Source organism: Pigmentiphaga aceris, from assembly GCF_008119665.1.
Taxonomy (GTDB): domain Bacteria; phylum Pseudomonadota; class Gammaproteobacteria; order Burkholderiales; family Burkholderiaceae_B; genus Pigmentiphaga; species Pigmentiphaga aceris.
This window is the reverse complement of sequence record NZ_CP043046.1, coordinates 1,412,442-1,436,425: the sequence shown is the minus strand read 5'-3', so window position 1 is coordinate 1,436,425 and position 23,984 is coordinate 1,412,442. Positions and strand designations below refer to the sequence as shown.

Here is a 23,984-nt window from a genome sequence, read left to right as displayed (position 1 = left end):
CAGCGTGCAATCATGCGGCCGGGTACGAGCCAAGCACCTTGAAGAATGCCGCCTGCGATTTCAGCGCAGCCAGCGCGCTTGCCACCTGCGGTGCCAACTGGTGCCCTTCGATGTCCACGTAGAAGAAATACTCCCATTCGGCAGTGCGTGCCGGACGCGACTCGAAGCGGGTCATCGACACGCCGTTTTCAGCCAGCGGCGCCAGCATCTGATAGACCGCGCCCGCACGATTCGGCACCGCCAGAATCATGCTGGTCTTGTCCGAACCCGACGGCCAGGTTTCCAGACGACCGATCGCGTAGAAACGCGTGCGGTTGTGCGGGTCGTCCTGAATGTCGGCAGCCACCGATTGCAGTTGCCACATCAGCGCGGCCGGCTCACCGGCAATCGCAGCAATGGTCGGGTCGATCGACGCCTGGCGCGCGGCCTCGGCGTTGCTGGCAACCGATTCACGCGCCAGGTGCGGGTGATTCTGCGTCAGCCAGTCCTGGCACTGAGCCAATGCCTGCGGATGCGCACGCACACTGGTCACGCCGTCAAGCGTGCCGCTGGACGTCAGCAGATGATGGCGAATGGGCATGGCACGCTCGCCAATGATGCGTACCGAGGTGGTCAGCAACAGGTCAAGCGTGCGGCTGACCGCACCTTCCGTGGAATTCTCGGCAGGGACCATGCCGAAGTCGGCACGACCGGCCTCGACCGCACGGAACACCTCGTCAATCGACGCGCAAGGAATGCCTTGCACCGACTGACCAAAGTGCGAGAACGCAGCGTGTTCCGAGAACGTGCCTTGCGGCCCCAGGTAGGCGACCGAGCCCTGCTTTTCCAGGCAGCGGCAGGCCGACATCACTTCGGTCCAGATCGCCGACACCGCCAGCGCGGGCAAGGGACCAGGGTTGTGCTGCTGCAGACGACGAATCACCTGCGCTTCGCGTTCGGGACGCAGCACCGGGCCATTCACATCTTTCTTGATCTCGCCAACATGCTGCGCGGTGCGTGCACGCTCGTTCAGCAAGCCAAGAATCTCGACGTCGATGGCGTCGATGCGTTCACGCAGCGGCTGCAGCTGCTTCAGAAGTGCTTCATCCATGGCGTTGCTCGAAGTGCTTGAGATAATCGACCAGGGCCTGTACGCCCGCCAGCGGCATGGCGTTATAGATCGAGGCGCGCATGCCGCCCACGCTCTTGTGGCCCTTCAACTGCAGCAGACCAGCTTCGTCCGCGCCTTTCAGGAAATCTGCGTTCAGCGCATCGTTGTTCAGATAGAACGGCACGTTCATGCGCGAGCGCACAGCCGGGTGCACGGCGTTGCGATAGAAGGCGCTGGCATCCAGGTAACCGTAAAGCAGGTCGGCCTTGGCACGATTGGCCGCCTCGATGCCCTCGACGCCACCCTGGGCCTTCAGCCACTTGAACACCAAGCCGGCGATGTAGATCGAATACGTCGGCGGCGTGTTGTAGCGCGAGTCGTTCTTGTCGACGATGCTGTAGTCGAACGCAGACGGGCAAACCGGCAAGGCCTTGCCCAGCAGGTCACGGCGCGCGATCACGATGGTCAGACCGGCCGGGCCGATGTTTTTCTGCGCACCGCCAAACAGCACGCCCACACGATTGATGTCGATGGGGCGCGACAGAATATGCGAAGACGCATCCACGACCAGCGGCACATCAGGCGCACCCAGCGCAGCCAGATCGGGCCAGTCCAGGAACTCCACGCCATCGATGGTTTCGTTGCTGCACAGATGCAGATAGCTCGCATCGGGGCGAACTTTCCAGGTCGATGCATCCGGCACATAGGTGAACGCAGCCTGGTCACGATCGCCAATGCGCGCAGCGTCTGCACTGGTGGCCGCAACCTTGATATCACCGTAACGCTGCGCTTCCTTGAAGGACTTGCTGGACCACGAACCGGTGATCAGGAAATCGGCCTCTTGCGAAGGCTTGGTCGCGATCAGGTTCATCGGCACGATGGCGTTTTCAGCCAGCCCGCCACCTTGCATGAACAGCACGGCGTAATCGGCCGGCACCTTCATCAACTCGCGCAGATCGGCTTCGGCTTCGTCGCAGATCTGGGTGAAATGCTTGCCGCGATGGCTCATTTCCATCACCGACATGCCAGAGCCATGCCAGTCGAGCATCTCGGAGGCAGCCTGCGCCAGCACGGTATCAGGCAACACCGCCGGACCGGCGGAGAAATTGAAAGGACGGGTCATCGTGGTCAGCTGAGTATCGAAATCTGGTTGTTTCGACCGGTCTCTGCGACAAACCATGTGGCAGAGACCGGTGGTCGGCGTAGCGTCTTGCGCGTTGGTAGTTCGCGCTGGCAGTTCCTGTCAGGCGTCCGTATCCGGCGTGGTGTCGGCAGCAGCGTCTTTGTCTGCGCCAGTGTTCTCGGAAGTCGGGGCGTCCGACGCTGCTGCACCAGTCTCGGTGCCTGCCTCGTCAAGCTCATCGGTATCCGATTCCGCCACACGCTGAATGCCCGACAGGCGGCTGCCGTCATCCACGCTGATCAGCGTCACGCCCTGGGTCGCACGACCCATTTCGCGGATCTCGCTGACACGGGTACGCACCAGCACAGCAGCCGTCGTGATCAGCATGATCTCGTCGGACGGCGTGACCAGCACAGCGCCCACCACCTTGCCATTACGCTCGGAGGTCTGGATGGCGATCATGCCCTTGGTGCCACGGCCGTGGCGGGTGTATTCCGTGATCGGCGTACGCTTGCCGTAGCCGTTCTGGGTGGCGGTCAGCACACTCAGGGTTTCATCGGCAGCGACCAGCATCGAAATCACCGACTGGCCTTCTTCCAGCGCCATGCCGCGCACGCCGCGTGCCGTACGGCCCATCGGACGCACGTCGTTTTCGTCGAAACGCACAGCCTTGCCGCTGTCCGAGAACAACATCACGTCATGCTTGCCGTCGGTCAGCGACGCACCGATCAGGTAGTCGCCCTCATCGAGGTCAACCGCGATGATGCCGGCCTTGCGCGGGTTCGAGAAGTCCGACAACGGCGTCTTCTTGACTGTGCCCTTGGCGGTCGACATGAACACGTAGTGGTCTTCGCTGAATGCTTTGACCGGCAGCACGACGGTGATTTTCTCGCCTTCGATCAGCGGGAACATGTTCACGATCGGACGGCCACGCGAATTGCGCGTGCCCTGCGGCACTTCCCAGACCTTCAACCAGTACACGCGACCACGGTCGCTGAAGCACAGGATGTGTTCGTGGGTGTTCGCGATGAACAACTGGTCGATCCAGTCGTCGTCCTTCATGGCAGTGGCTTGCTTGCCACGACCGCCACGACGCTGCGCGCGGTACTCCGACAGCGGCTGGCTCTTGATGTAGCCCGTGTGCGACAAGGTCACCACCATGTCGGTCGGGGTGATCAGGTCTTCGGTATCCAGCTCGTAGGCGTTGTTCTCGATGTGCGAACGGCGAACGTCTTTCGCATTGGTCGAGAATTCAGCCTTGATGGCGGTCAGCTCTTCGCCAATGATGATCGTGACGCGCTCGGGGCGCGCCAGGATGTCGAGCAAGTCGGCGATGGTGGCCATCACTTCCTTGTACTCGTTGACGATCTTGTCTTGCTCAAGACCCGTCAGGCGCTGCAGGCGCATGTTCAGGATTTCCTGAGCCTGCGTCTCGCTCAGGCGATACAGGCCGTCGGCCTGCATGCCGAATTCCACGCCCAGGGTTTCCGGACGATAGGCAGCCAAGCCGCCTTGGGTCTCGCCTTGCGCACGCGTCAACATCTCGCGCACCAGCTCCGAGTCCCAGGTCTTGGCCATCAAGTCCTGACGCGCGATCGGCGGCGTGGGCGCAGCCTTGATGATCGCGATGAAGTCATCGATATTGGCCAGCGCAACCGCCAGGCCTTCCAGCACGTGACCGCGCTCGCGCGCCTTGCGCAGCTGGAACACCGTGCGACGCGTGACCACTTCGCGGCGATGCGACAGGAAGTACTCGACCATCTGCTTCAGGTTGAGCAGGCGCGGCTGGCCTTCGACCAGCGCCACCAGATTCATCCCGAAGGTGTCTTGCAGCTGCGTGTTCTTGTACAGATTGTTGAGCACGACTTCCGGCACTTCGCCCCGCTTCAACTCGATCACGACGCGCATGCCGTCCTTGTCGGACTCATCGCGAATGTCGGAAATGCCCTCGACTTTCTTCTCGTTGACCAGTTCGGCAATGCGCTCGAGCAGCGTGCGCTTGTTCACCTGGTACGGAATTTCGTCGACGATGATCTGCTGGCGGCCCTTCTCCATGTCTTCGAAGTGGGTCTTCGCACGCATGACCACCCGGCCACGACCAGTGCGGTAGCCTTCACGCACGCCGGAAATGCCGTAGATGATGCCGCCGGTGGGGAAGTCGGGCGCTGGAATGATTTCAATCAGCTCATCGACCGTGCAACCCGGGTTGCGCAGCGCAAACAGGCAGCCATCGACCACTTCCGCCAGATTGTGCGGCGGAATGTTGGTGGCCATGCCCACGGCAATGCCGGAACTGCCATTGACGAGCAGATTCGGCAGACGCGAAGGCAGCAACAGCGGTTCCTGCTCGCTGCCGTCGTAGTTGGGCCCGAAGTCGACCGTTTCCTGATCGATGTCGGCCAGCAGCTCGTGCGCGAGCTTGGACAGACGCACTTCGGTGTAGCGCATTGCTGCGGCACCGTCGCCGTCGACCGAGCCGAAGTTACCCTGGCCATCGACCAGCAGGTAACGCAGCGAGAACGGCTGCGCCATACGAACGATCGTGTCGTAGACCGACTGATCGCCGTGCGGGTGATATTTACCGATTACGTCCCCGACGATACGCGCGGACTTCTTATAGGCGCGGTTCCAGTCGTTGTTCAGCTCGTGCATCGCAAACAGCACACGACGGTGAACCGGCTTCAATCCATCTCTCACATCGGGAAGCGCGCGGCCCACGATCACGCTCATGGCGTAATCGAGATAGCTTCGACGCATCTCCTCTTCTAGAGAGATCGGTATTGTTTCCTTGGCAAAGGAATCCATGGGCACGTATCGCAAGAATGAAAAAGGGTCGTCTCAAGCCCAGACATTCAAGCCCTGACGGTCTTGATATGCGCTGAAGGCCTTCCGGCCTCGTTCCGTCAGCTTGCCTGCCGACGCACCAAAAGGTTCATCGTGAACCAAAGGGCATCCAAACAGTGGCAAAGTGACAACGCGGGCCAAGCTATCCAGTTTACCACCCACGCCTTGCGAACCACAGCCAAGCCGCCTTGCCATCCATCTGCTGCACATAGATACTCGCCAGCGACCTCGTCGGCAGGTATGCTGATCACCGAGAGTCGTTCAGGCACATCCATTGCTGGATGCCGCTCATGGGCCGAACCAATAACCCGCAAAGGGAACCGGTCCGCTGGAAGGTGCCAGCACACGGCGAAACCGGGTTCGGACGCCCAAACTGGCCACAACGTTGCGCAAAAGCCACATGCAAGCCACCTATTTTGGGAGGCTGAAGCATTTGGAATCCTTCGGTGTATTCCCGCTTTGCGGGTGGCGGCGCAGAATATCAATGCCCTTTCTCAAGTGAACTCCCCGGGGGCACACTCTTTTAGAACGAGGTCCCGATGCTATACTTTGGGCCACGTTCAGACTAAAAGTTGCGGCGGGGGTTCGCTGCGAGTTTCATCTAGGATTCAAGAGGAGAACCATGAACAATCGCTCCAAAGTTGGGATCTCTCTGGCCCTCGCCTTCGCTGCCATTACGGCCTCTGGCGTTGCTGCTGCCCAAGCTACCAAGACTATCGACAACTGGCAAAACCCGTACGGGCTGACCTGGAAGAACGGTACCAACGAACACTGCTGGCGCAATGCCTTCTGGACCCCGGCTACCGCCGCTGGTGTGGAATGTGGTGCCCCGGCTCCGGTCGCAGTTGCTCCGGCACCCGCACCGGCTCCGGCTCCCGCACCTGCCCGCCCGGTCGCTCCGGTGCCGGTCAGCGAGAAGGTGACCTACGCCGCTGACGCATTCTTCGACTTCGACAAGTCGGTTCTGAAGCCCGAAGCCAAGGTCAAGCTGGACGATCTGGCCTCCAAGGTTCGCAGCATCAACCTGGAAGTCGTCATCGCCGTCGGTCACACCGACTCGATCGGTACGGACGCATACAACCAGCGTCTGTCGGTTCGCCGTGCTGAAGCCGTCAAGGCCTATCTGGTGAGCAAGGGCATTGAATCGAACCGCGTCTACACTGAAGGCAAGGGCGAAAAGCAGCCTATCGCTGACAACCGTAGCGCAGCAGGTCGTGCTAAGAACCGTCGCGTTGAAATCGAAGTGGTTGGCACTCGCGGCCGCTAAATCGATGACTCAGGACCCCACGCGGTCCTGAAAATGCGATGAAGAAATGGGGGAGGCTTCGGCCTCCCCCATTTTTTTTGGGCAAAATACTGGATTGCAGACATTCTTTCCAGATCGGGGCTGACCATGAACGCCACCGCGACATCCACTACCCAACACCAAAACGCCGACGAAGCCGAACTGGCCAAGTTCAGCGCGCTCGCGGCTCGCTGGTGGGACCCCAACAGCGAATTCAAACCCCTGCACGCCATCAATCCGCTGCGACTGGATTGGATCGAAGGCCTGGCTGGCGGTCTTTCCGGTAAACGCATCCTGGATATCGGCTGCGGCGGCGGCATTCTTGCGGAAAGCATGGCAGCGCGCGGCGCCACCGTCACCGGCATCGACCTGGCGGAAAAATCCCTGAAGGTTGCGCGGCTTCACAGCCTGGAAAGCGGCATCAAGGTCGATTACCGCCACATCGCTGCAGAAGCACTCGCGCAAGCTGAACCAGAAACCTACGACATCGTGGTCTGCATGGAAATGCTGGAACACGTGCCCGACCCGGCTTCCATCATCGAATCGTGCGCACGGCTTGTTCGTCCCGGTGGAAAGGTGTTTTTCTCGACACTGAATCGCAACCTGAAGTCCTTTGCGTTTGCGATCGTCGGTGCGGAATACGTACTTAATCTGCTGCCGCGTGGCACACACAGCTACGCCAAATTCCTGAAACCCAGCGAGCTTGGCGGTGCGGCGCGCCAGGTCGGGCTGGAGATCACCGCCATCAAGGGCTTGGAATACAACCCCTTCAGTGACGTCTACAAACTGAGCGGCGACACCAGCGTGAATTACCTGATGGCAACCGAGCGAGTGGCCAAATGATCCTGTTCGACTTCGATGGCACGCTGGCGGATACAGCCCCCGACCTGGCCGCTGCTGCCAACAAGCAGCGCACCGATCGCGGGCTGCCCCCTCTGCCCTACGAACAATTGCGTCCAATGGCCTCGCAAGGTGCACGCGGACTGCTGCGCGTTGCCTTGGACATGACACCCGAGCACCCGGAATACCCGGCGGCGCGCATCAAGTTCCTGTCCGACTACGAAGCAGCAATGACGGTGCACACCACGCTGTTCGACGGTGTGCCCGCCCTGTTGGAACAGATCACCGACGCCGGTCTGCGCTGGGGCATCGTCACCAACAAGATGACCCTGCTGGCCGCGCCGCTGGTGGAGTACCTGGGCCTGAATCCCCAGTGCACCGTGCTGGTATGCGGTGACACCACGGCACACAGCAAACCCCACCCCGAACCCTTGTTGCACGCTGCCCGCACGGCAGGGGTCGCACCCGAAGATTGCATCTACGTCGGCGACGACCTGCGTGACATCCAGGCAGGACGCGCCGCCGGCATGCCGACGGTTGCCGTGTCCTACGGCTACATCGGAGATGGCGAGCCGGTGGATGAATGGAAGGCAGACGCGACGGTGGCCAGTGCACATCAGATCTGGCCTGCTTTGCAGAGCCTGCGCGCGAACGCCAAATAGCGTAAACTGAACGTCTGGGGCCGATCCGGATTCGACGTGAGTCAAGATTCAGCGCAGGGCATGTCGAGCACCAGTACGCTCGTAAAACCACTGGAAACGCAAATAAACGCCAACGACGAGCGTTTCGCTCTCGCCGCTTAAGCGGTGAGCCGCTGCACTGGTTTGTCCTTGGACCAGGCGGAGAAGGGGCAACTCTTCTAAGGATTTCATTCGAAGACTAACCTCGACGGGTGTCATCTTGAACCGCAGCAGTGACATTCACAAGGAATCGGCGTCCACTGGGGTCACACGGTGTACGTTTAAACTACGTGAATCGCTTTGCACCGGCCTGTCGGTTGGCTAAGTGCAGGGTTAAATTAAAATAAATCGACTACACATGTAGAACTGCCTGTTGAGGGCTTGCGGACGGGGGTTCAATTCCCCCCGGCTCCACCAGAATCGCAAGAGATAGCAAAAATGAAAAGGGCGACTCGAACACGAGCCGCCCTTTTTCTTTGGCTGTCGGACTGCATATTCAAGCTCACCCGTATCGATGCTCAGGCTGATCGGCCATCCAGCAGCACTGCGCATCAAGCAAAATCCCAGCACATTAAAAAGCCCGCACCGGATTACTCGGTACGGGCTTCAGCGTACTACGCAGATGCCTGGCTCAATCCAGCAAGTGCCTTACAGCGCCATATCCTGAGCCGGGGTACGCACGGCCGGCACGGTCGGCGCGGCTTGCGGCGACACGGTCAGGTCGATCACCGGCGGCGGGGTCAATTGCAGCACTTCTGCCGTGTAGTTCCACTCTTTCTGAACGCGCTCGGGCGAATCGTTCAGCTTGGTGCTGTAGCTGGGCACGATCTGGCGGATCTTCTCTTGCCAGGCAGGCGTCGCCACCTTGTCCTTGAAGACTTTCTCCAGCACGCTCAGCATGATCGGCGCGGCCGTCGATGCGCCCGGCGAAGCACCCAGCAAGCCGGCAATGCTCTTGTCCTGCGACACCACGACTTCGGTACCGAGCTTCAGCACACCGCCCTTCTCTTCGTCGCGCTTGATGATCTGCACGCGCTGACCGGCCTGCCACAGACGCCATTCTTCTTTCTTGGCATGCGGGAAGTACTCTTTCAGGGCGGCGAAGCGGTCGTCATCCGACAGCATCAGCTGGCCGGCCAAGTATTCGACCAGCGGGTATTGCTCGATACCGACCTTGGTCATGGGCCAGACATTGTGGAAGGTCGTGCTGCTGAGCAGATCGAGGTACGAGCCTTCTTTCAGGAACTTGGTCGAGAAAGTCGCGAAGGGTCCGAACAGGATCACGCGCTTGCCGTCGAGCACACGCGTGTCCAGGTGGGGCACGGACATCGGGGGTGCGCCGACCGAAGCAATGCCGTAAGCCTTAGCCATGTGCTGCATGGCGATCGTCGGGTTTTCGGTCACGAGGAAGGAGCCACCGACCGGGAATGCACCGTATTCCTTCGCTTCGGGAATGCCGGATTCCTGCAGCAGCTTCAGCGCACCGCCGCCCGCACCGACGAAGACGAACTTGGCGTCCGTCTCCGTTACCGTGCCGTCTTTCAGGTTTTCATATTCGACGCGCCAGGTGCCATCCTTGTTGCGCGAGATGTCTTTCACCTCGCTCGACAGCTTCAGATTGAAGTTCGGCAGCGTTTGCAGATGGGTGGCGAACTGGCGGGTGATCTCGCCGAAGTTCACGTCGGTGCCGATCGGCGACCAGGTGACCGCAAGCTTCTGCGACGGATCACGGCCTTCCATCATCAGCGGAACCCACTTCTTGATCTGCTCGTGGTCTTCCGAGAATTCCATGCCGCGGAACAGCGGGCTTGCCTGGAGCGCGTCGTAACGCTTCTTCAGGAAGGAAATGTTGTCGGCACCCCACACGAAGCTCATGTGCGGCGTGGAGTTGATGAACGAGCGCGGGTTCTTCAACACGTTGTTTTTGACTTGCCACGACCAGAACTGGCGCGAGATCTGGAACGCCTCGTTGATTTCGATGGCCTTCGAGATATCGACCTTGCCGTCCTTGCCCATCGGGGTGTAGTTCAGTTCGGCCAATGCCGAGTGGCCGGTGCCGGCATTGTTCCAACCGTTCGAACTTTCCTTGGCCACGCCGTCCAGGCGTTCGACCATTTCCATCGACCAGCCGGGCTCGAGTTCGCTGAGCCACACGGCCAGCGTCGAACTCATGATGCCGCCGCCAATCAACAACACATCCACTTTCTTGGGGTCGGCCGCCTGTGCCTGAAGCACGACGAACGACATCGCCAGGCCAAGCAGGACCTTGCTTGTTTTCTTCAACAACATTACGCAATCCAAATGCTAAAAGGGCGACCTGCTCCCCCTCATCACGCGGCGTCTAACGCGGCAACAAGCTCGACAGGTCAGGAGTCGGGCACAACACCGACGCTGAGACCGCATAGTAACCCGGGTTAACCATTAAGTATTTACGCTAATTTCGAAGCTTCAGCTTGGATTCAGATGCCACGCGCCCTGCCCGTCGAGTTGCAGACAAACCGCGTGAAACGCATCCAGCGTGCTGCGATGGCCAATGCTGACCAGCATGCAATCCGGCAATTCGGTGCGCAGCAGCGAATACAGCGCGTGTTCAAGCCCCTCGTCGGTGGCCGAGGTGGCTTCGTCCAGAAACGCCAGTTGTGGTCGATTGAACAGGACGCGCGCAAAGGCCAGGCGCTGCTGCTCGCCGATCGACAAGATGCGGGACCAGTCAGTCACGTCGTCCAGGCGGGCCGACAGATGACCCAGGCTGACTTGATGAAGCACGGTGTTGATGCGCGAATCGTCCGCCGCGCTTGCCGTTGCCGGGTACGCAAGCGCGTCGCGCAGACTCCCCAATGGCAGATAGGGCCGCTGCGACAGGAATAGTGCCTGGGTGCCAGTCGGTCGCCGTACCTGCCCTTCGGCGTGTGGCCACAGGCCTGCCAGTGCACGCAGCAAGGTGGTTTTGCCGCTACCGGACGGCCCTTTGATCAGCAAGGTCTGGCCCGGTTGCATTGCAAAGGTCAGCCCGTCCAGCAATACCTTGCCGTCGGGGCGCTGCACCCGCAATCCTGCAACATCCAAGGTGTTTGCGCGCGTCTCGATGGCAATGGCGGGAAGCGCACGGGCCTGTGTGTTGGCGTCCAGAAAGCCGGTCAGGCGATCCAGGGTGGCGCGATACTGGGCGAACGCATCGTAAGAGGTACGAAAGAACGACAGCGAGTCCTGCACCTGGCCGAATGCCTGCGAGGTTTGAATCACGTCACCCAGCTTGATGGCACCGCTGAAAAAGCGCGGCGCCTGCACGATGAACGGGAACACCACCGCAGCCTGGGTCACGGCCAGGTTGAAACCATCGAATTTCAGGGTGCGGAATACCAAGGCCCACAGGTTGGCGATCAACGCGGAGAACCTTGACCACAAGGTGCGATTTTCCACGGCCCCACCCTGATAGAACGCCACATTTTCGGCATATTCGCGCAGGCGCATCAGCGCATAGCGGAAGTTTGCACTGAGCTTTTCGTTCATGAAATTCAAACGAATCAGCGGGTGTCCAAGTTTGAAGGCAATTAGCGTGGCAATGATCACATACAGATATACGATCAGAATCATGGCGCGCGGGATATCGACACCCGCAATTGTCAGCGGGCCAGACAGCCCCCACAGTATTTCCGTGAATTCAACCAGCGACACCAGTGCACTGACCGCACCGAAGAACAAGGTTCTGGACCCATTCACAAATGCGGCAATATCACGTTCGATACGCTGATCGGGATTATCGACCACCACATCAAGAAACTGGGTTCGATAATAGGCATCGCCAGCCAGCCAGTCTTGCGTCAGCCAATCATTCAACCAGCTGCGCCAGCGAATCTCGAAAGCTTGTCCGATGTAATAGGTCAGCAGCGCAAGCGCCACGTGAATGGTCGCCAGCACACTGAATACCCCAAGCAGGAACCAGAAGGTGCCGATGTTCAGGTCTTGCAATGCACTGTAGAAGCCGTTGTACCAGAACGAGAACAGCACACTCATGCGGACCGAGAACAAGGCCAGCAATAGCATCAGCGCAATCGTCAGCAGTGGCTTCCAGCCGCGCCCGGGGCGCAGATACGGCCAAGCCAGTTGCCGGAATTGTCTACCCCAGCGGGTGAATCGACTGGCCAGCCAGAGCACCGGCACCAGACAAACCAAAGTAATCAGAAATGCCTTTCCCAACCAGATAAAACTGGCAGCAAGCTGAATATTCCAATCGGCGCTCATGGTCTTCTTCAAAAGTGGGCAGCGTGCGCAGATCGGAAATCTGCGCATATGCATCAGTGAGTGCTGCGGCGCAATGGAAGTTCCGTCAGTGAATACTTAAAACCAGCCAAGGTGACAAACGAAAACCAAAAACACGAGATCTACATATTCAGCTTATTGTTAGCAAACCAAGTTTGGAAATTAATATTCAGCTATTCATCAGAAAGCACTGAAAGCACCCAAGCGGTTAATGTGCGGTCACGCATCCGCAAAAACACACGGTCAGCAATCGCCGTTGCGGCATTCCCGCCACACCACGAAATTCATCCAGACCTTCGTGATACAGTGCGGCCCGTCTGTTGGGGAGTAGCCTGCTTCCATCCCCCGGAAGCGCCCGTATCAACATACTCGGTGACCACGTGCACCGTGGTGCGGGCAGCCATATCAGGTTGGCGAGACCAGGGTACGTCAACGCGCATGTCGGCCGCGTGAGGTATCTCTACGTCCGTCCGGCCTGGAACTCCATGAATATCGCCACCATTGCACTGCTTGCCTTTGGCATGTCGATGGACGCCTTTGCCGCAGCCGTTGGCAAAGGTGCAGCGCTGCACCGCCCTCGCCTGCGCGAAGCTCTTAGAACCGGTTTGATCTTTGGTGCCATCGAAACCCTGACGCCCATCGTCGGCTGGTTATTGGGCTTGGCCGCAGCCGCTTACGTCAGGGCCTGGGATCACTGGATTGCGTTCTGTCTGCTCGGTCTGCTGGGTATCCGCATGATTTATGCGGGCCTGCAGGCCGATAGCGACGCCGAGGAAGAAAAGCCCAGCCGACACGGCTTCTGGCTGCTGGCGATCACTGGCCTGGCAACCAGCATCGATGCCATGGCAGTTGGCGTGGGACTGGCGTTTCTGGATGTGGAGATCCTGCCGGTGGCCCTGGCCATCGGCTGTACGACCACCATCATGGTGACGCTTGGCGTCATGCTGGGACGGGTGCTGGGCAAGCTTGCCGGCAGTCGTGCCGAAATCGTCGGCGGAATTTTGCTGATCGTCATCGGCTCGCTGATTCTCTGGGAACATCTGCACGAGGTCTGAACGCAAAAATCTGACCGGCACGCGACTTGCGACATCACGGCGATCGCAATGGGGAAACCCAGTCAGGAGGCCGCCGCATGGAAATCCGTCTAGACCATCAAGTCGCCATCGTTACCGGCGCAAGCTCGGGAATCGGCCACGCCGTTGCCCGCAGCTTTGCGGCAAACGGTGCCGCCGTCGCCATCAACTATCACTCCCACGCCGAGGCTGCCGAGGCGCTGGTTCGTGAGATCACAGAAAACGGCGGCAAGGCTATCGCCATCAAGGCGGACGTGTCCGACCCCGAGCAGGTCTCCCGCCTGTTTGCACAGACCCTGGACGCGTTTGGCGCGATCGACATCGTGGTCGCCAATTCGGGCATGCAGAAAGATGCGGCCGCACGCACCATGAGCCTGGAAGACTGGCGTCGGGTGCTCGATGTGAATCTGACCGGCCAGTTTCTGTGCGCGCAGGCGGCCATCCAGCAATTCCATAAGCAAGGCCGGCGAAACGTCTCGCGCGCGCTCGGCAAGATCATCTGCATGAGCTCCGTACACGATGCCATTCCGTGGGCAGGCCATGTCAATTACGCGGCGTCCAAGGGTGGCGTCGCGATGATGATGAAAACACTGGCCCAGGAAGTGGCGGAATCCGGCATTCGTGTGAACGCGATCTCGCCCGGTGCGATCCGCACGCCAATCAACCGCGACGCCACCGAAGGCGACGCCGAGAAGGCGCTGCTGAAACTGATTCCCTACGGCCGCGTGGGTGATGTGGAAGATATTGCGAATACCGCCGTGTGGCTGGCTTCGGATTGTTCCGACTACGTAGTGGGTGCAACGCTATATGTAGATGGCGGCATGATGCTGTACCCCGGGTTCCGCGACAATGGTTGAACGGACTCCCTGCACTGCCCTTCACGAGATCGAAGACCACGGCATCATCGGCGACATGAGCACCGCTGCGCTGGTGGCGCGCGACGGCACCATCGACTTCATGTGCTGGCCTCGCTTTGACAGCCCCAGCCTGTTCACGCGCCTGCTGGACGCAGAAAAAGGCGGCGAATTTTCGATTACTCCCCAACTGCCCGATGCGCGCAATCTGCAGATCTATCTGCCAGATACCAATATATTGCTGACGCGCTGGATGTCTCATGACGGCAGCGCCGAAATCGTCGATTTCATGCGTCCCGCCCTGGGGGAAGACGGCGGCGGATCGCAACTGATACGCCGCGTCGAAGCCACACGCGGGCGCATTGCATTCACCCTGTCTTGCCGCCCGCGTTTCGATTACGGCCGCATCGTCGGCACAGTCACCCCATGCGATCAGGGCGTGAATATCGATGGTGGTAAAGCCGACGTGAACCTGCGCCTGACCAGCAACATTGCGCTGCAGGCAAGCGGTGGCGACGTATCCGCCGACTTCTCGCTTGATGCCGGGGAGATCGCATGGTTCGTACTGGACGACGGCCAGTTTGCGCCGCTGACTGCGCAGCAGGCCCAGCAGGCGCTGGATGACACCACGACGTACTGGCGCAACTGGGTAGCCAAATCCACTTACAAGGGACGCTGGCGAGAAACCGTCATGCGCTCTGCATTGGCGCTGAAGTTATTGACCTCGCGCGATCACGGGTCAATGGTGGCGGCACCCACCTTCGGGTTGCCAGAAACCCCGGGCGGCGTGCGCAACTGGGACTATCGCTTCACCTGGATTCGCGACGCGTCGTTCACCATGTATGCATTCATCCGCCTGGGCTTCAACGACGAGGCGCATCGGTTCACGCGCTGGGTGGATGAACGCATTACCCATACCGATGCAGAAGGCCATCTGCACCTGGTCTACAACATCGACGGTTCCACCGAGCTTGCCGAGCAGTCGCTTGACCATCTGGCGGGCTACCGGGAATCGCGCCCGATCCTGATCGGAAACGCCGCCTTCGATCAGAAGCAGCTGGATATATATGGCGAGCTGATGGATGCGGTCTATCTGAGCAACAAATATGGTGAAGCCATTTCGCGTGACGGCTGGGCCAAGGTTTGCCAGTTGGTGGAATACGTGGCCGGCCATTGGCGTGACCCCGATGCAGGCATCTGGGAAATTCGCGCCACTCCGCGGGCGTTCCTGCACTCCCGCCTGATGTGCTGGGTTGCCGTGGACCGGGCACTGCGTCTGGCGCAGAAACGCTCATTGCCTGCGCCTTTCGGCCGCTGGGCGGCATTGCGCAACGAGATTCACGAGGACATCTGGGCAACGTTCTGGAACGAAGAGAAAGGTCATTTCGTTCAAAGCACCGAGGGGACGGATCTCGATGCCTCACTGTTACTGATGCCCTTGGTGCGTTTTGTGGCGGCCACCGATCCCCGCTGGCTGGCAACGCTGGATGCCATCGGGCGTGAGCTGAGCGACGATGCGATGGTGCTGCGCTACAACATGGACGATGGCCTGCCGGGCAAGGAAGGTGCCTTCACCACATGTTCATTCTGGTATGTCGAATGTCTGGCCAGGGCTGGCCGCCTGGATGAAGCCTGCACGGCATTTACCAAGGTGTTGGCCTATGCAAACCACCTGGGTCTTTATGCCGAGGAACTGGATCACGACGGCAGCCATCTGGGCAACTTTCCGCAGGCACTGACGCATCTTGCCTTGATCAGCGCGGCCTATTATCTGGACCGGGAATTGAGTGGCGACACAAAAACCATGTGGCGTCCGTGACACGGGTGTTACAGCCATCTGTTTGGAGTAGGCGTATTGCGAGAGACGTTGTGCAAGCCACGACGTTTGCCATGCGCTCAAGCGTGGACATTTCATTTTTCTCTCGCAACGCCTATTATCTCAGCTCCAAAATGGCTTTTTGTCGCGCTTTCTCACGCGCGCAATCGCCACGCCATCCAGCACTGCGCGACAGGCCAACCGGGACCAGACAGAATAAGTATGAGAACCGGTGCGTCATTGTCCTTGCACTCGGATGCAGACCAACGTTGGCTTGAAACGATAGGTCGGGCCATTGCCGTGCTCGAAATATCGCCTGACGGCAAGGTACTGCAAGCGAACGCATGTTTTCTCGATGACCTCGGTCATTCGCTGGATGAAGTCGTCGGTAAACATCACCGGGCTTTCCGGCCGCGCAGCATTGCCGACAAGCCTGCCGATGACGAGGTGTGGCGCACGCTGCGAAGCGGCGGCCGCGTATCCCAGCAGATCGAGTGCGTGGCGGGCAATGGCCAGACGGTGTGGCTGCAGGCGACTTATTCCCCGATATTCGACGAACACGGCGCGCTTGAACGCGTGATCGAATTTGCGTTCGACGTGACGCCGCACGTGCAACGGGAACTGGCCGCGCGCGAACGCGAACATCTGCTGTCGCTGGTGGCCAACCAGACCGACAATGCCATCATCATTACCGACATGGCGTGGCGCATCATCTACGTCAACGCGGCGTTCACGCGCATGTTCGGTTATGAACTGGACGAAGTCCTGGGTGGTGTTCCCAGCACCTTGCTGACGCCCTATACCCCGAAGACGACGGTGCAGAACGTGCGCCAGACGCTGCAGGAAGGCCGCCCGCAACGCTCGGACGACCTGGTCTACGGCAAGCACGGCCAACGCTTCTGGTGCTCGATCACCGGCAATGCCTTGCGCAACGACCAGGGCGAGTTGCAGCACACCGTCAGTGTGCTGACCGACATCACCGACGCAAAAATGCACGAAGTTATCCAGCGACGGGTGCTGGAAGCCATGGTTCAGGAAGGCCCCTTGGCCGACGTGATGAACCTGCTGTGCCGCGAGGTGGAGCGGATTGCGCCCGAGGTCATCGCCTCGGTGCTGAAAGTCGATGAAGCGGGCAAACTTGCCACGCTGGCGGCCCCCAGCCTGCCCGATGAGCTGGCCCACCGGATCGACCAGGCAGGGATCAACGCGGCAGCATGGTGTGGTGAAGCGTCATCCACCGAGAGTGTGGTGGACCTGCTTGCCGATGAGCGCTGGATCGCGCACCGTGACCTGATCGACATGCTGAGCCTGAAAGCGTGCTGGTCGACGCCGATCCGGTCCAAGGAAGGACGCGTGGTCGGCATCTTTGCGTTCTACTTCCGTGAACTGGCGCTGCCCGACGAGTTTCACCGTCGACTGGTGGCCGTTTGCCAGCACCTGTGCGCGCTGGCCCTGGAACGCGAAGTGGCGCAAAGCCAGATCCGCCAACTGGTGTTCTACGATCCGCTGACGGCGCTGCCCAACCGCAGCCTGCTGCATGTCCAGGCCGAACAGGCGATTGCCAGTGCGCTGCGCCACCAGGAATCGCTGGCCGTGCTGTTCATCGATCTGGACCGCTTCAAACAGATCAACGACACGCTCGGCCATCCGGCTGGCGACACCTTGCTGTGCACGGTGGCGCAGCGCATTCGCGAACAGATTCGCAATGCAGACGTGGTCGGTCGCCTGTCGGGTGACGAATTTGTGGTGGTGCTGCCGGAATGCGATGCCGTGCAGGCCACCGACGTGGCCGAACGCATTCAGGCGGCGCTGGCGAATCCGTTCCTGCTGGCCGACGTGACCGTCACGCCCAGCGCCAGCATCGGCATCAGCCTGCTGCCCAATGACGGGCAGGACATGGAAACGCTGCTGCGGCGCGCCGACATGGCCATGTATCAGGCCAAGACCAAGAGTCGGGGCACCTTCAGCTTCTTCCGCGAAGAGATGAATCTTGCCGCGCAGGAAAAGCTGGCGCTTGAAAGTGCGCTGCGCAAGGCCTTGCCCGCCGGCGACCTGCGGCTGCATTACCAGCCCCAGGTCGACTTGAATGACCGGCGTGTGTATGGCCTGGAAGCCTTGGCACGCTGGCACCACCCTACCCTGGGTCATATTCCGCCGACGCGTTTTGTCGCGGTCGCGCAGGAATGTGGGCTGATCACCGAGCTGGGTCGCTGGGCGGTCAATGAAGCCTGCCGCCAACTGGGGGATTGGAAAGAACGTGGTGTGCCGGTGCCCGGGGTGTCGGTCAACCTGTCGCCGACCAATTTCCACGATCTGGAATTGCCGCGAATGATTGCGGATATCCTGCAACGCCATTCGCTGATCCCCGGCAGCCTGACGCTGGAGATTACTGAGGACGTGCTGATGGATGCCAATCCCAGCACGCTGACCACCCTGCATGCCTTGCATGCGCAAGGGGTACGTCTGTCGATGGACGATTTCGGCATCGGCTATTCCAGTCTGAGCTATTTGCGCCGCCTGCCCTTGAACGAACTCAAGCTGGACAAGAGTTTCGTGCGTGATCTGGAATACGACCATACCAGCCGGGCCTTGAGCAACGCGGTGCTGCGCATCGGTGAAAGCCTGAACCTCACGGTGGTGGCCGAAGGGGTGGAAACCGAAGCCCAGCGAGCCGTGCTGCTCGAAATGGGATACCGGGCGGCACAGGGATATCTGTTCTCGCGACCGATGCCGGCCGATGCGCTGGAGAGCTGGTTGATGTCATTGGATTGATGAAGCGGGTTGATACCGTCTTCAACAAGCCTGCCGAAGCCTTTCAGACATCCGCGTTCGCGTCTGGCGCACCCGCCTTGATGTTGCATCAAGTAAGCATCAGTCGCAGACCGACTCTAGCAGCCGCTTGCGGCGTGAAAAGTTCTACACTCGCGGCCGGCCTGTTGATCCGGGCCCAACAGTCACGCCACGGTTCATGAGCTTGCACGCACCCAATACATCAAGAACATTCAGCAAATATTCAGCTTGGACAGACATGCCACCGGCCTACGCCTATGCGTTGGCCGCAATGCTGGGCATTGCGCTGTTTTTTGAGCTGTATCCCGTGTCGTTCCTGCTTGGCCACGGCGCGTTCTTCGAGACCAGCGACCCATCGCAGCACGTCACGGGCTGGCGTTATTTTGCGCAGGACACCTGGCATTTCCCGCTGCTGCACACGACTCGGCTGAATTATCCGGCAGGAGTGAACATTGCGTTCACCGACAGCATTCCGCTGGCCGCCCTGCTGTTCAAGCCCTTCGTTGCCTGGTTGCCGGCCGGCTTCCACTATTTCGGTTTGTGGCACGCGCTGGTCTACGTCACGCAGGCGCTTGCCGCCACCTTCCTGCTGCGTGCACTGGGTGTGCGCCATGCCCCGGGCCTGATTGTCGCGGTCTTCATGACCCTGATATGGCCGGCACTGGTCTGGCGCATGCCGCACACATCCTTGATGACGCACAGCATCATCCTGGCGAGCCTGGGTTGTTATGTCAGCGGCCGCGAAGGGCTGTGGCGTCCGATGTCTGCCGCGCTGGGCATGGTTGGCATTGCCTTGGTGGCGCTGCTGATCCATCCCTACCTGTTCGCCATGAGCTATTCCCTGCTGCTGATGTATCTGGTCGAAGCCGGGATAAACGTTCGCGGGCGCGAGCGGTGGCGCATGCCGCTGATCCTGGTGCCGCTGTCACTGGTCATCGTGATGGCCATTGCCTGGACCCTGGGTTATCTGGGGCAATCGTCGACCACTGACGGGTTTGGCACCTTCTCGATGAATCTGCAGGCCCCCTTCTGCAGCGGAGACGTCTTCCCCTGCGGCACGATGACGCCGGGCAATCCCCAGGGGGAAGGCTTCAATTACCTGGGCGCGGGCGTACTGCTGCTGATCGCCGCCGCGCTGCTGACCCGCCTGCGCGACGTGGGTCGACTGCTGCGCCAATATCCGGTGCTGACGATCGGCATGATCCTGTTCACCTTGTACGCGGTATCGAATCGCATCGTGTGGCAGCACGACGTGCTGCTGTCCTACGAGGTACCGGGTTTCCTTGAAAAGCTGGTGAACACCTTCCGTGCAAGCGGGCGTTTCTTCTGGCCGGTGGGATACGCCCTGCTGTTCATGGCGCTGGCCAGCCTGCTGCGCAAACCCGCTGCCTGGGTATTGCCGCTGCTGCTGGTGGCCATGCCGCTGCAGTGGTACGACGTGTTCCCGCATCGATGGGGCGTGCGTCAGCTGGCGAAGGCCCCCAGCCGTGGTGACCTGCAACCTTGGCAAACCGCCATGCGGGATATCAAGCACATCAACATCTATCCCGCCTACGGTTGCGATGACACCAGCGAGGCCATCTACAGCTTCTTACAGCGGGTGGGCACGCACTACAACGTCACACTGGATACCGGCCACATCGCCAGGTCCACGCCAGATTGCGCGCTTAACCAGGACCGTTTTACCAAGCCCTTTGCGGATGACACGCTGTATGTCATGGCAGCCGCCAAACTCGACAAGCCATTGAGCATCACCGCAGGGTTCCGTCAGGCGATCAAGGCCGGCCAGTGCGGTATCAATGGAGAAATGCTGGTGTGCCGGTCGGCGGGCAAACCCGCCGATTGGTCAGGCCCGCTGGATATGAAGGCGGTTGCGCCGACCATGACCTTGATGAACCACTGGAATGGTGCCGAACTGCCGTCCTTGGTCGGCAAACCCGAGGGGACATCAATGGTGGCGTCCCAAGAGGGTATCTTGAGCTACGGCCCCTATACGACCTTGCTGCCCGGACGCTACCGTTTCCGCATCCAGTACCGGGGTGACGCGCCCCGCGAAGTGGAACAGGCACGCTGGGATATCCAATACACGGACGCGCAGAATGTCACGACAGAACAGGCATCCGGAGCAATGCCGGGCACGGCCAGCGAAGCAGCGACGATCGACGGTATCATCACCGTCCCGCGCGGACACGCCGGGCGCTGGGAAATCCGCACGCGCCTGCTGGGTGCCGACCGCATGCAGTTGATCGGCCTCGACATCGAGCCAGACTAAATGCCTTTAATCACTTCGCACATCACTTCGCACCCAGACGGTGGTGTTTCTTCCCGTGATCCTATGACTTCCAAGCCTCTCGTCAGCCTCGTTGTACCGGTTTACAACGAAGCGTCTTCCATTGCTGCCAACCTGACCGTCATTCTCGACGCCGCTGGCGCGGAAGACTGGTACGACCTGGAACTCGTTGCGGTCGACGACGGCTCGGCCGATGCCAGCGCAGAGCAGCTGGAATTTGCCGCGCTCGCAGACCCACGCATCCGGCCGATCTCGTTTACCCGCAACTTCGGCAAGGAAGCGGCCGTGCTGGCCGGTCTGCGTGAAGCCCGGGGCGACGCCGTGATCGTGATCGACAGCGACCTGCAACACCCCCCGGCCCTGATCCCGCAAATGCTGGCCCTGTGGCGCAATGGTGTTTACGTGGTTGATGCGGTCAAGGCGTCCCGGGGCAAGGAATCGTTTGCGCAAGGGCTGGCCGCAAAGGCGTTCTACGGCCTGTTCCAGCGCTTTGCAAACCTGAACCTGCGCGGTCATTCGGACTTCAAGCTGCTGGACCGGCTGGTGGTCGACGCCTACCTGGCCCTGCCGGAGCGCCGCCATTTCTTCCGCGGCATCATCAACTGGGCGAACTACCCTTCTGCCCAACTGCCGTTTACCGTGGCCGAACGCGCCGGTGGACAGACCTCGTGGAGCAAGCTCAAGCTGGCGCGTTATGCCATCGACAACCTGACCAGTTTTTCCAGCATGCCGCTTCGCTGCATTTCCTGGGTGGGCGCAGGCACGCTTGCGCTGGGGCTGGTGGTTGGCGTGATCAGCCTGGTACAGAAACTTCGTGGCGTGGGCGTGGAAGGTTTCACCACGGTAAACCTGCTGATCATCATCATGGGAGGTGCGATCATGCTCAGCCTGGGCGTGATCGGCCATTACGTCGCGCGCCTGTACGACGAAATCAAGGCACGACCGGTATATCTGGTGAAGCCGGCAAGGAAAGAACCGCGTGAATGATCCCCTGATCGCCTTGCTGGCGGTGCTGTGCAACGCCTCGGCGCAAGTCGCCATGAAATTTGCCGGCCGCGCCGGCATGAGCGGCGCAGACGCCGCCGAATCCGTCAGCCGCTGGATGGCCTGGCTGTCGCCGTGGCTGCTGGCGTCTGTGGCGCTTTATGGCCTGAGCTTCCTGCTGACCATTCGTGTGTTCGCCAACAACGCCTTGTCAGTGGCTTCGCCATTGATGGCCGGCCTGACCTTCATCTGCATCGTGATGGCAAGCTGGCTGGTGCTGGGCGAAAGCATGGATGTGCGCAAGATTGGCGGTATCGTGCTGATCCTGGCCGGCATCGTGGTGCTGACCTACCGTTGAGCCTGTCGATGTCTTGCTTCTCCCCGCCATGCTGCAGTTGATAAACACGCTGAGCATGGCGAAGCAGCTCCGGTGGCTTAACTGATCGGCAGGGACGACAACGCAAAGACGCGCAAGGTCATGCGCACGCTTGCCTCAGCGGAACTCGCCGCTGACGATTTTCCCGTCCGCGTTCAGGCGCGCGAAAAAGCGGCTGTTGTCGCTGCGCACTTCCTGCGTGGCCATGTCTTGCGGCAATACCAGGGTCACGTCGGGGTACAGGCGGCGGAATTCGAATGGGCCGGGCTGGGTGGCGATGAAGGCGTCGAAGGCGCGGCGATCAACCACGCGGCCGTGGACCGGGGTGGGTTCGGCAAGGCTCAGGGGTGCCTTACAGCCGCCCAGCAAGGCCAGGGCAACCAGGGCAGCGGCCAACGGGGCGGCGAGCGGGGGGCGTGACATGGCGAAACTCCGGGCTAGGGTGGCGCAATGGGGTAAGCAAACGGGATAGGCAAACGGGGTGGCAAGCCTGACAAGTAACCATTATGCCCAAGCCACGACCGACCGGCGCATTTGCAATCAGAACAAGCTGGCCTGTCGCACGTCACGCGATGGCGGGCGGAACTGCGAAAAATCCAGCGTGATCCGCTCGCGGTTGAAGCCCAGGCGTCCGGCAGCCTTGATGAAGCGCTGACGGATCAGGTCAGCCCAGATGCCCTCGCCTGTCATCCGGGTGGCGAAGTCACTGTCATAGTCCTTGCCGCCGCGCATGTCCTGAATGCGCGAGATGATACGACCGGCCCGCTGCGGGTAGTGCACCTCCAGCCATTCGCGGAACACGTCCGTCAGTTCCCAGGGCAACCGCAAGACGGTATAGAACGCGCTTCGTGCCCCGGCATCGAAGGCGGCAGCCATGACCTGTTCCATGTCCTCATTCACAAAGGGAATCTGGGGCGCAAGGCTTACCCCCACCGGCACCCCGGCTGCCACCAGTCGGCGGATGGTTTCCAGCCGGCGCGCGGGCGATGCTGCACGTGGTTCAAGAATGCGCGACAGCTTCGGGTCCAGCGTGGTGATGGTCAGGTAGACCGCCGCCAGTCGGTCGGCGGCCATGGGCGCGATCAGATCCAGATCGCGTTCCACCGCGCTTGATTTGGTGACCAGCGCAAAAGGGTGACGCGCTTTTTTCAGCACCTCGATGACCGAGCGCGTCAGCCGCAGTTCACGTTCGACCGGTTGATAACAGTCGGTGGCGGTGCCGATGGCCAGCTGGCCGGGGGCGTAGTCGCGGTGGGCCATTTCAGCCCGCAAGGCTGCCGCCACATTGCGCTTGGCAATGATGATGGTTTCGAAATCCAACCCCGGCGACAGGCCCAGGTAGCTGTGCGTGGGGCGGGCAAAGCAGTACACGCAGCCATGCTCACAGCCCCGATACGGGTTGATCGAGCGATCAAAGGGAATGTCTGGCGAATCGTTGCGGCTGAGCACACGTTTGGCATCTTCGAAACGCACTTCCGTGGCGGGCGGCGTGGGGTTGTCGAAAGGGTCGTCGCCATCGACAGGAGCATCGACACCCGTCCAGCCATCGTCCACCGCTTCACGCGCGTCGGTATCGAAGCGACTCGGGGTGCGGCTGCTGGTGCCGCGTCCCTTGATCGCGGTGGGGTGGATGCGGATGGGATGGTCGCTCATGGTGCTTCGGCTGATACTGTATAAAT

The 23,984-nt window shown here is 60.5% G+C and carries 17 protein-coding genes, 1 other RNA gene and 1 riboswitch; of the genes, 11 read left to right on the top strand and 7 right to left on the bottom strand.

Going from position 1 to position 23,984, the window contains the following annotated elements; translation table 11 throughout:
* Positions 1-10: 10 nt before the first annotated feature.
* From pheA to gyrA, 3 genes are all read right to left on the bottom strand, one after another.
* The gene (gene pheA / locus FXN63_RS06015; RefSeq protein WP_148813670.1) at positions 11-1,090 is read right to left on the bottom strand and encodes a prephenate dehydratase; all 1,080 of its coding nucleotides are present in this window, start codon (positions 1,088-1,090) and stop codon (positions 11-13) included.
* Positions 1,083-2,213: a 3-phosphoserine/phosphohydroxythreonine transaminase gene (gene serC, locus FXN63_RS06010; protein ID WP_148813668.1), complete on the bottom strand. Its 1,131-nt coding sequence runs from the start codon at positions 2,211-2,213 to the stop codon at positions 1,083-1,085. The genes pheA and serC overlap by 8 nt, the downstream gene beginning before the upstream one ends.
* A gap of 120 nt (positions 2,214-2,333) precedes the next feature.
* Positions 2,334-5,018, bottom strand: a complete 2,685-nt coding sequence (gene gyrA, locus FXN63_RS06005; protein ID WP_148813667.1) for a DNA gyrase subunit A — start codon at positions 5,016-5,018, stop codon at positions 2,334-2,336.
* Between the two features lie 661 nt (positions 5,019-5,679).
* On the opposite strand from gyrA, the gene ompA reads away from it, so the two are divergent.
* The 4 genes from ompA to ssrA all read left to right on the top strand — a co-directional run bounded on the left by ompA (position 5,680) and on the right by ssrA (position 8,279).
* Positions 5,680-6,324, top strand: coding sequence for an outer membrane protein OmpA (gene ompA, locus FXN63_RS06000; protein WP_148813665.1), 645 nt, complete (start codon positions 5,680-5,682; stop codon positions 6,322-6,324).
* Between the two features lie 126 nt (positions 6,325-6,450).
* The gene (ubiG, locus tag FXN63_RS05995; protein WP_148813663.1) at positions 6,451-7,185 is read left to right on the top strand and encodes a bifunctional 2-polyprenyl-6-hydroxyphenol methylase/3-demethylubiquinol 3-O-methyltransferase UbiG; all 735 of its coding nucleotides are present in this window, start codon (positions 6,451-6,453) and stop codon (positions 7,183-7,185) included.
* Entirely contained in the window at positions 7,182-7,844 is a 663-nt protein-coding gene (gene gph, locus FXN63_RS05990; RefSeq protein ID WP_148813661.1) for a phosphoglycolate phosphatase, read from the top strand. The genes ubiG and gph overlap by 4 nt, the downstream gene beginning before the upstream one ends.
* Positions 7,845-7,860: 16 nt before the next feature.
* Positions 7,861-8,279, top strand: a transfer-messenger RNA (tmRNA) gene (gene ssrA, locus FXN63_RS05985).
* Between the two features lie 231 nt (positions 8,280-8,510).
* On the opposite strand, the gene mqo is transcribed toward ssrA, so the two are convergent.
* Both mqo and FXN63_RS05975 read right to left on the bottom strand, forming a co-directional pair.
* A complete protein-coding gene (mqo, locus tag FXN63_RS05980) occupies positions 8,511-10,151 on the bottom strand; it encodes a malate dehydrogenase (quinone) (protein WP_148813659.1) in 1,641 nt (546 codons plus the stop codon).
* Positions 10,152-10,310: 159 nt separating this feature from the next.
* Complete coding sequence (locus FXN63_RS05975; protein WP_148813657.1) at positions 10,311-12,104, bottom strand: ABC transporter ATP-binding protein/permease; 1,794 nt, start codon at positions 12,102-12,104, stop codon at positions 10,311-10,313.
* Positions 12,105-12,435: 331 nt separating this feature from the next.
* Positions 12,436-12,610, top strand: a riboswitch (yybP-ykoY riboswitch).
* On the opposite strand from FXN63_RS05975, the gene mntP reads away from it, so the two are divergent.
* The 7 genes from mntP (at position 12,608) to FXN63_RS05940 (ending at position 22,287) form a co-directional block, all read left to right on the top strand.
* Entirely contained in the window at positions 12,608-13,177 is a 570-nt protein-coding gene (mntP, locus tag FXN63_RS05970) for a manganese efflux pump MntP (RefSeq protein WP_148813655.1), read from the top strand. (Overlaps the previous riboswitch by 3 nt.)
* A 77-nt stretch (positions 13,178-13,254) precedes the next feature.
* Positions 13,255-14,052 (top strand): SDR family oxidoreductase, encoded by a 798-nt coding sequence (locus FXN63_RS05965; RefSeq protein ID WP_148813653.1) that lies wholly within the window; start codon positions 13,255-13,257, stop codon positions 14,050-14,052.
* The gene (locus FXN63_RS05960) at positions 14,045-15,868 is read left to right on the top strand and encodes a glycoside hydrolase family 15 protein (RefSeq protein WP_148813651.1); all 1,824 of its coding nucleotides are present in this window, start codon (positions 14,045-14,047) and stop codon (positions 15,866-15,868) included. The genes FXN63_RS05965 and FXN63_RS05960 overlap by 8 nt, the downstream gene beginning before the upstream one ends.
* Positions 15,869-16,165: 297 nt before the next feature.
* Positions 16,166-18,637, top strand: a complete 2,472-nt coding sequence (locus tag FXN63_RS05955) for a sensor domain-containing protein (RefSeq protein WP_246165046.1) — start codon at positions 16,166-16,168, stop codon at positions 18,635-18,637.
* A 256-nt stretch (positions 18,638-18,893) separates the two neighbouring features.
* Positions 18,894-20,927 (top strand): DUF6311 domain-containing protein, encoded by a 2,034-nt coding sequence (locus tag FXN63_RS05950; RefSeq protein WP_148813647.1) that lies wholly within the window; start codon positions 18,894-18,896, stop codon positions 20,925-20,927.
* A gap of 63 nt (positions 20,928-20,990) precedes the next feature.
* Positions 20,991-21,932 carry a glycosyltransferase family 2 protein gene (locus FXN63_RS05945; RefSeq protein WP_187395121.1) on the top strand — a complete coding sequence of 314 codons (942 nt, stop codon included), beginning with the start codon at positions 20,991-20,993 and terminating at the stop codon, positions 21,930-21,932.
* Positions 21,925-22,287, top strand: a complete 363-nt coding sequence (locus FXN63_RS05940) for a DMT family transporter (protein ID WP_148813643.1) — start codon at positions 21,925-21,927, stop codon at positions 22,285-22,287. The genes FXN63_RS05945 and FXN63_RS05940 overlap by 8 nt, the downstream gene beginning before the upstream one ends.
* A gap of 135 nt (positions 22,288-22,422) precedes the next feature.
* On the opposite strand, the gene FXN63_RS05935 is transcribed toward FXN63_RS05940, so the two are convergent.
* Positions 22,423-22,728 carry a hypothetical protein gene (locus tag FXN63_RS05935; RefSeq protein ID WP_148813641.1) on the bottom strand — a complete coding sequence of 102 codons (306 nt, stop codon included), beginning with the start codon at positions 22,726-22,728 and terminating at the stop codon, positions 22,423-22,425.
* Positions 22,729-22,845: 117 nt separating this feature from the next.
* Entirely contained in the window at positions 22,846-23,958 is a 1,113-nt protein-coding gene (locus FXN63_RS05930) for a PA0069 family radical SAM protein (protein WP_148813639.1), read from the bottom strand.
* Between the last annotated feature and the right edge of the window lie 26 nt (positions 23,959-23,984).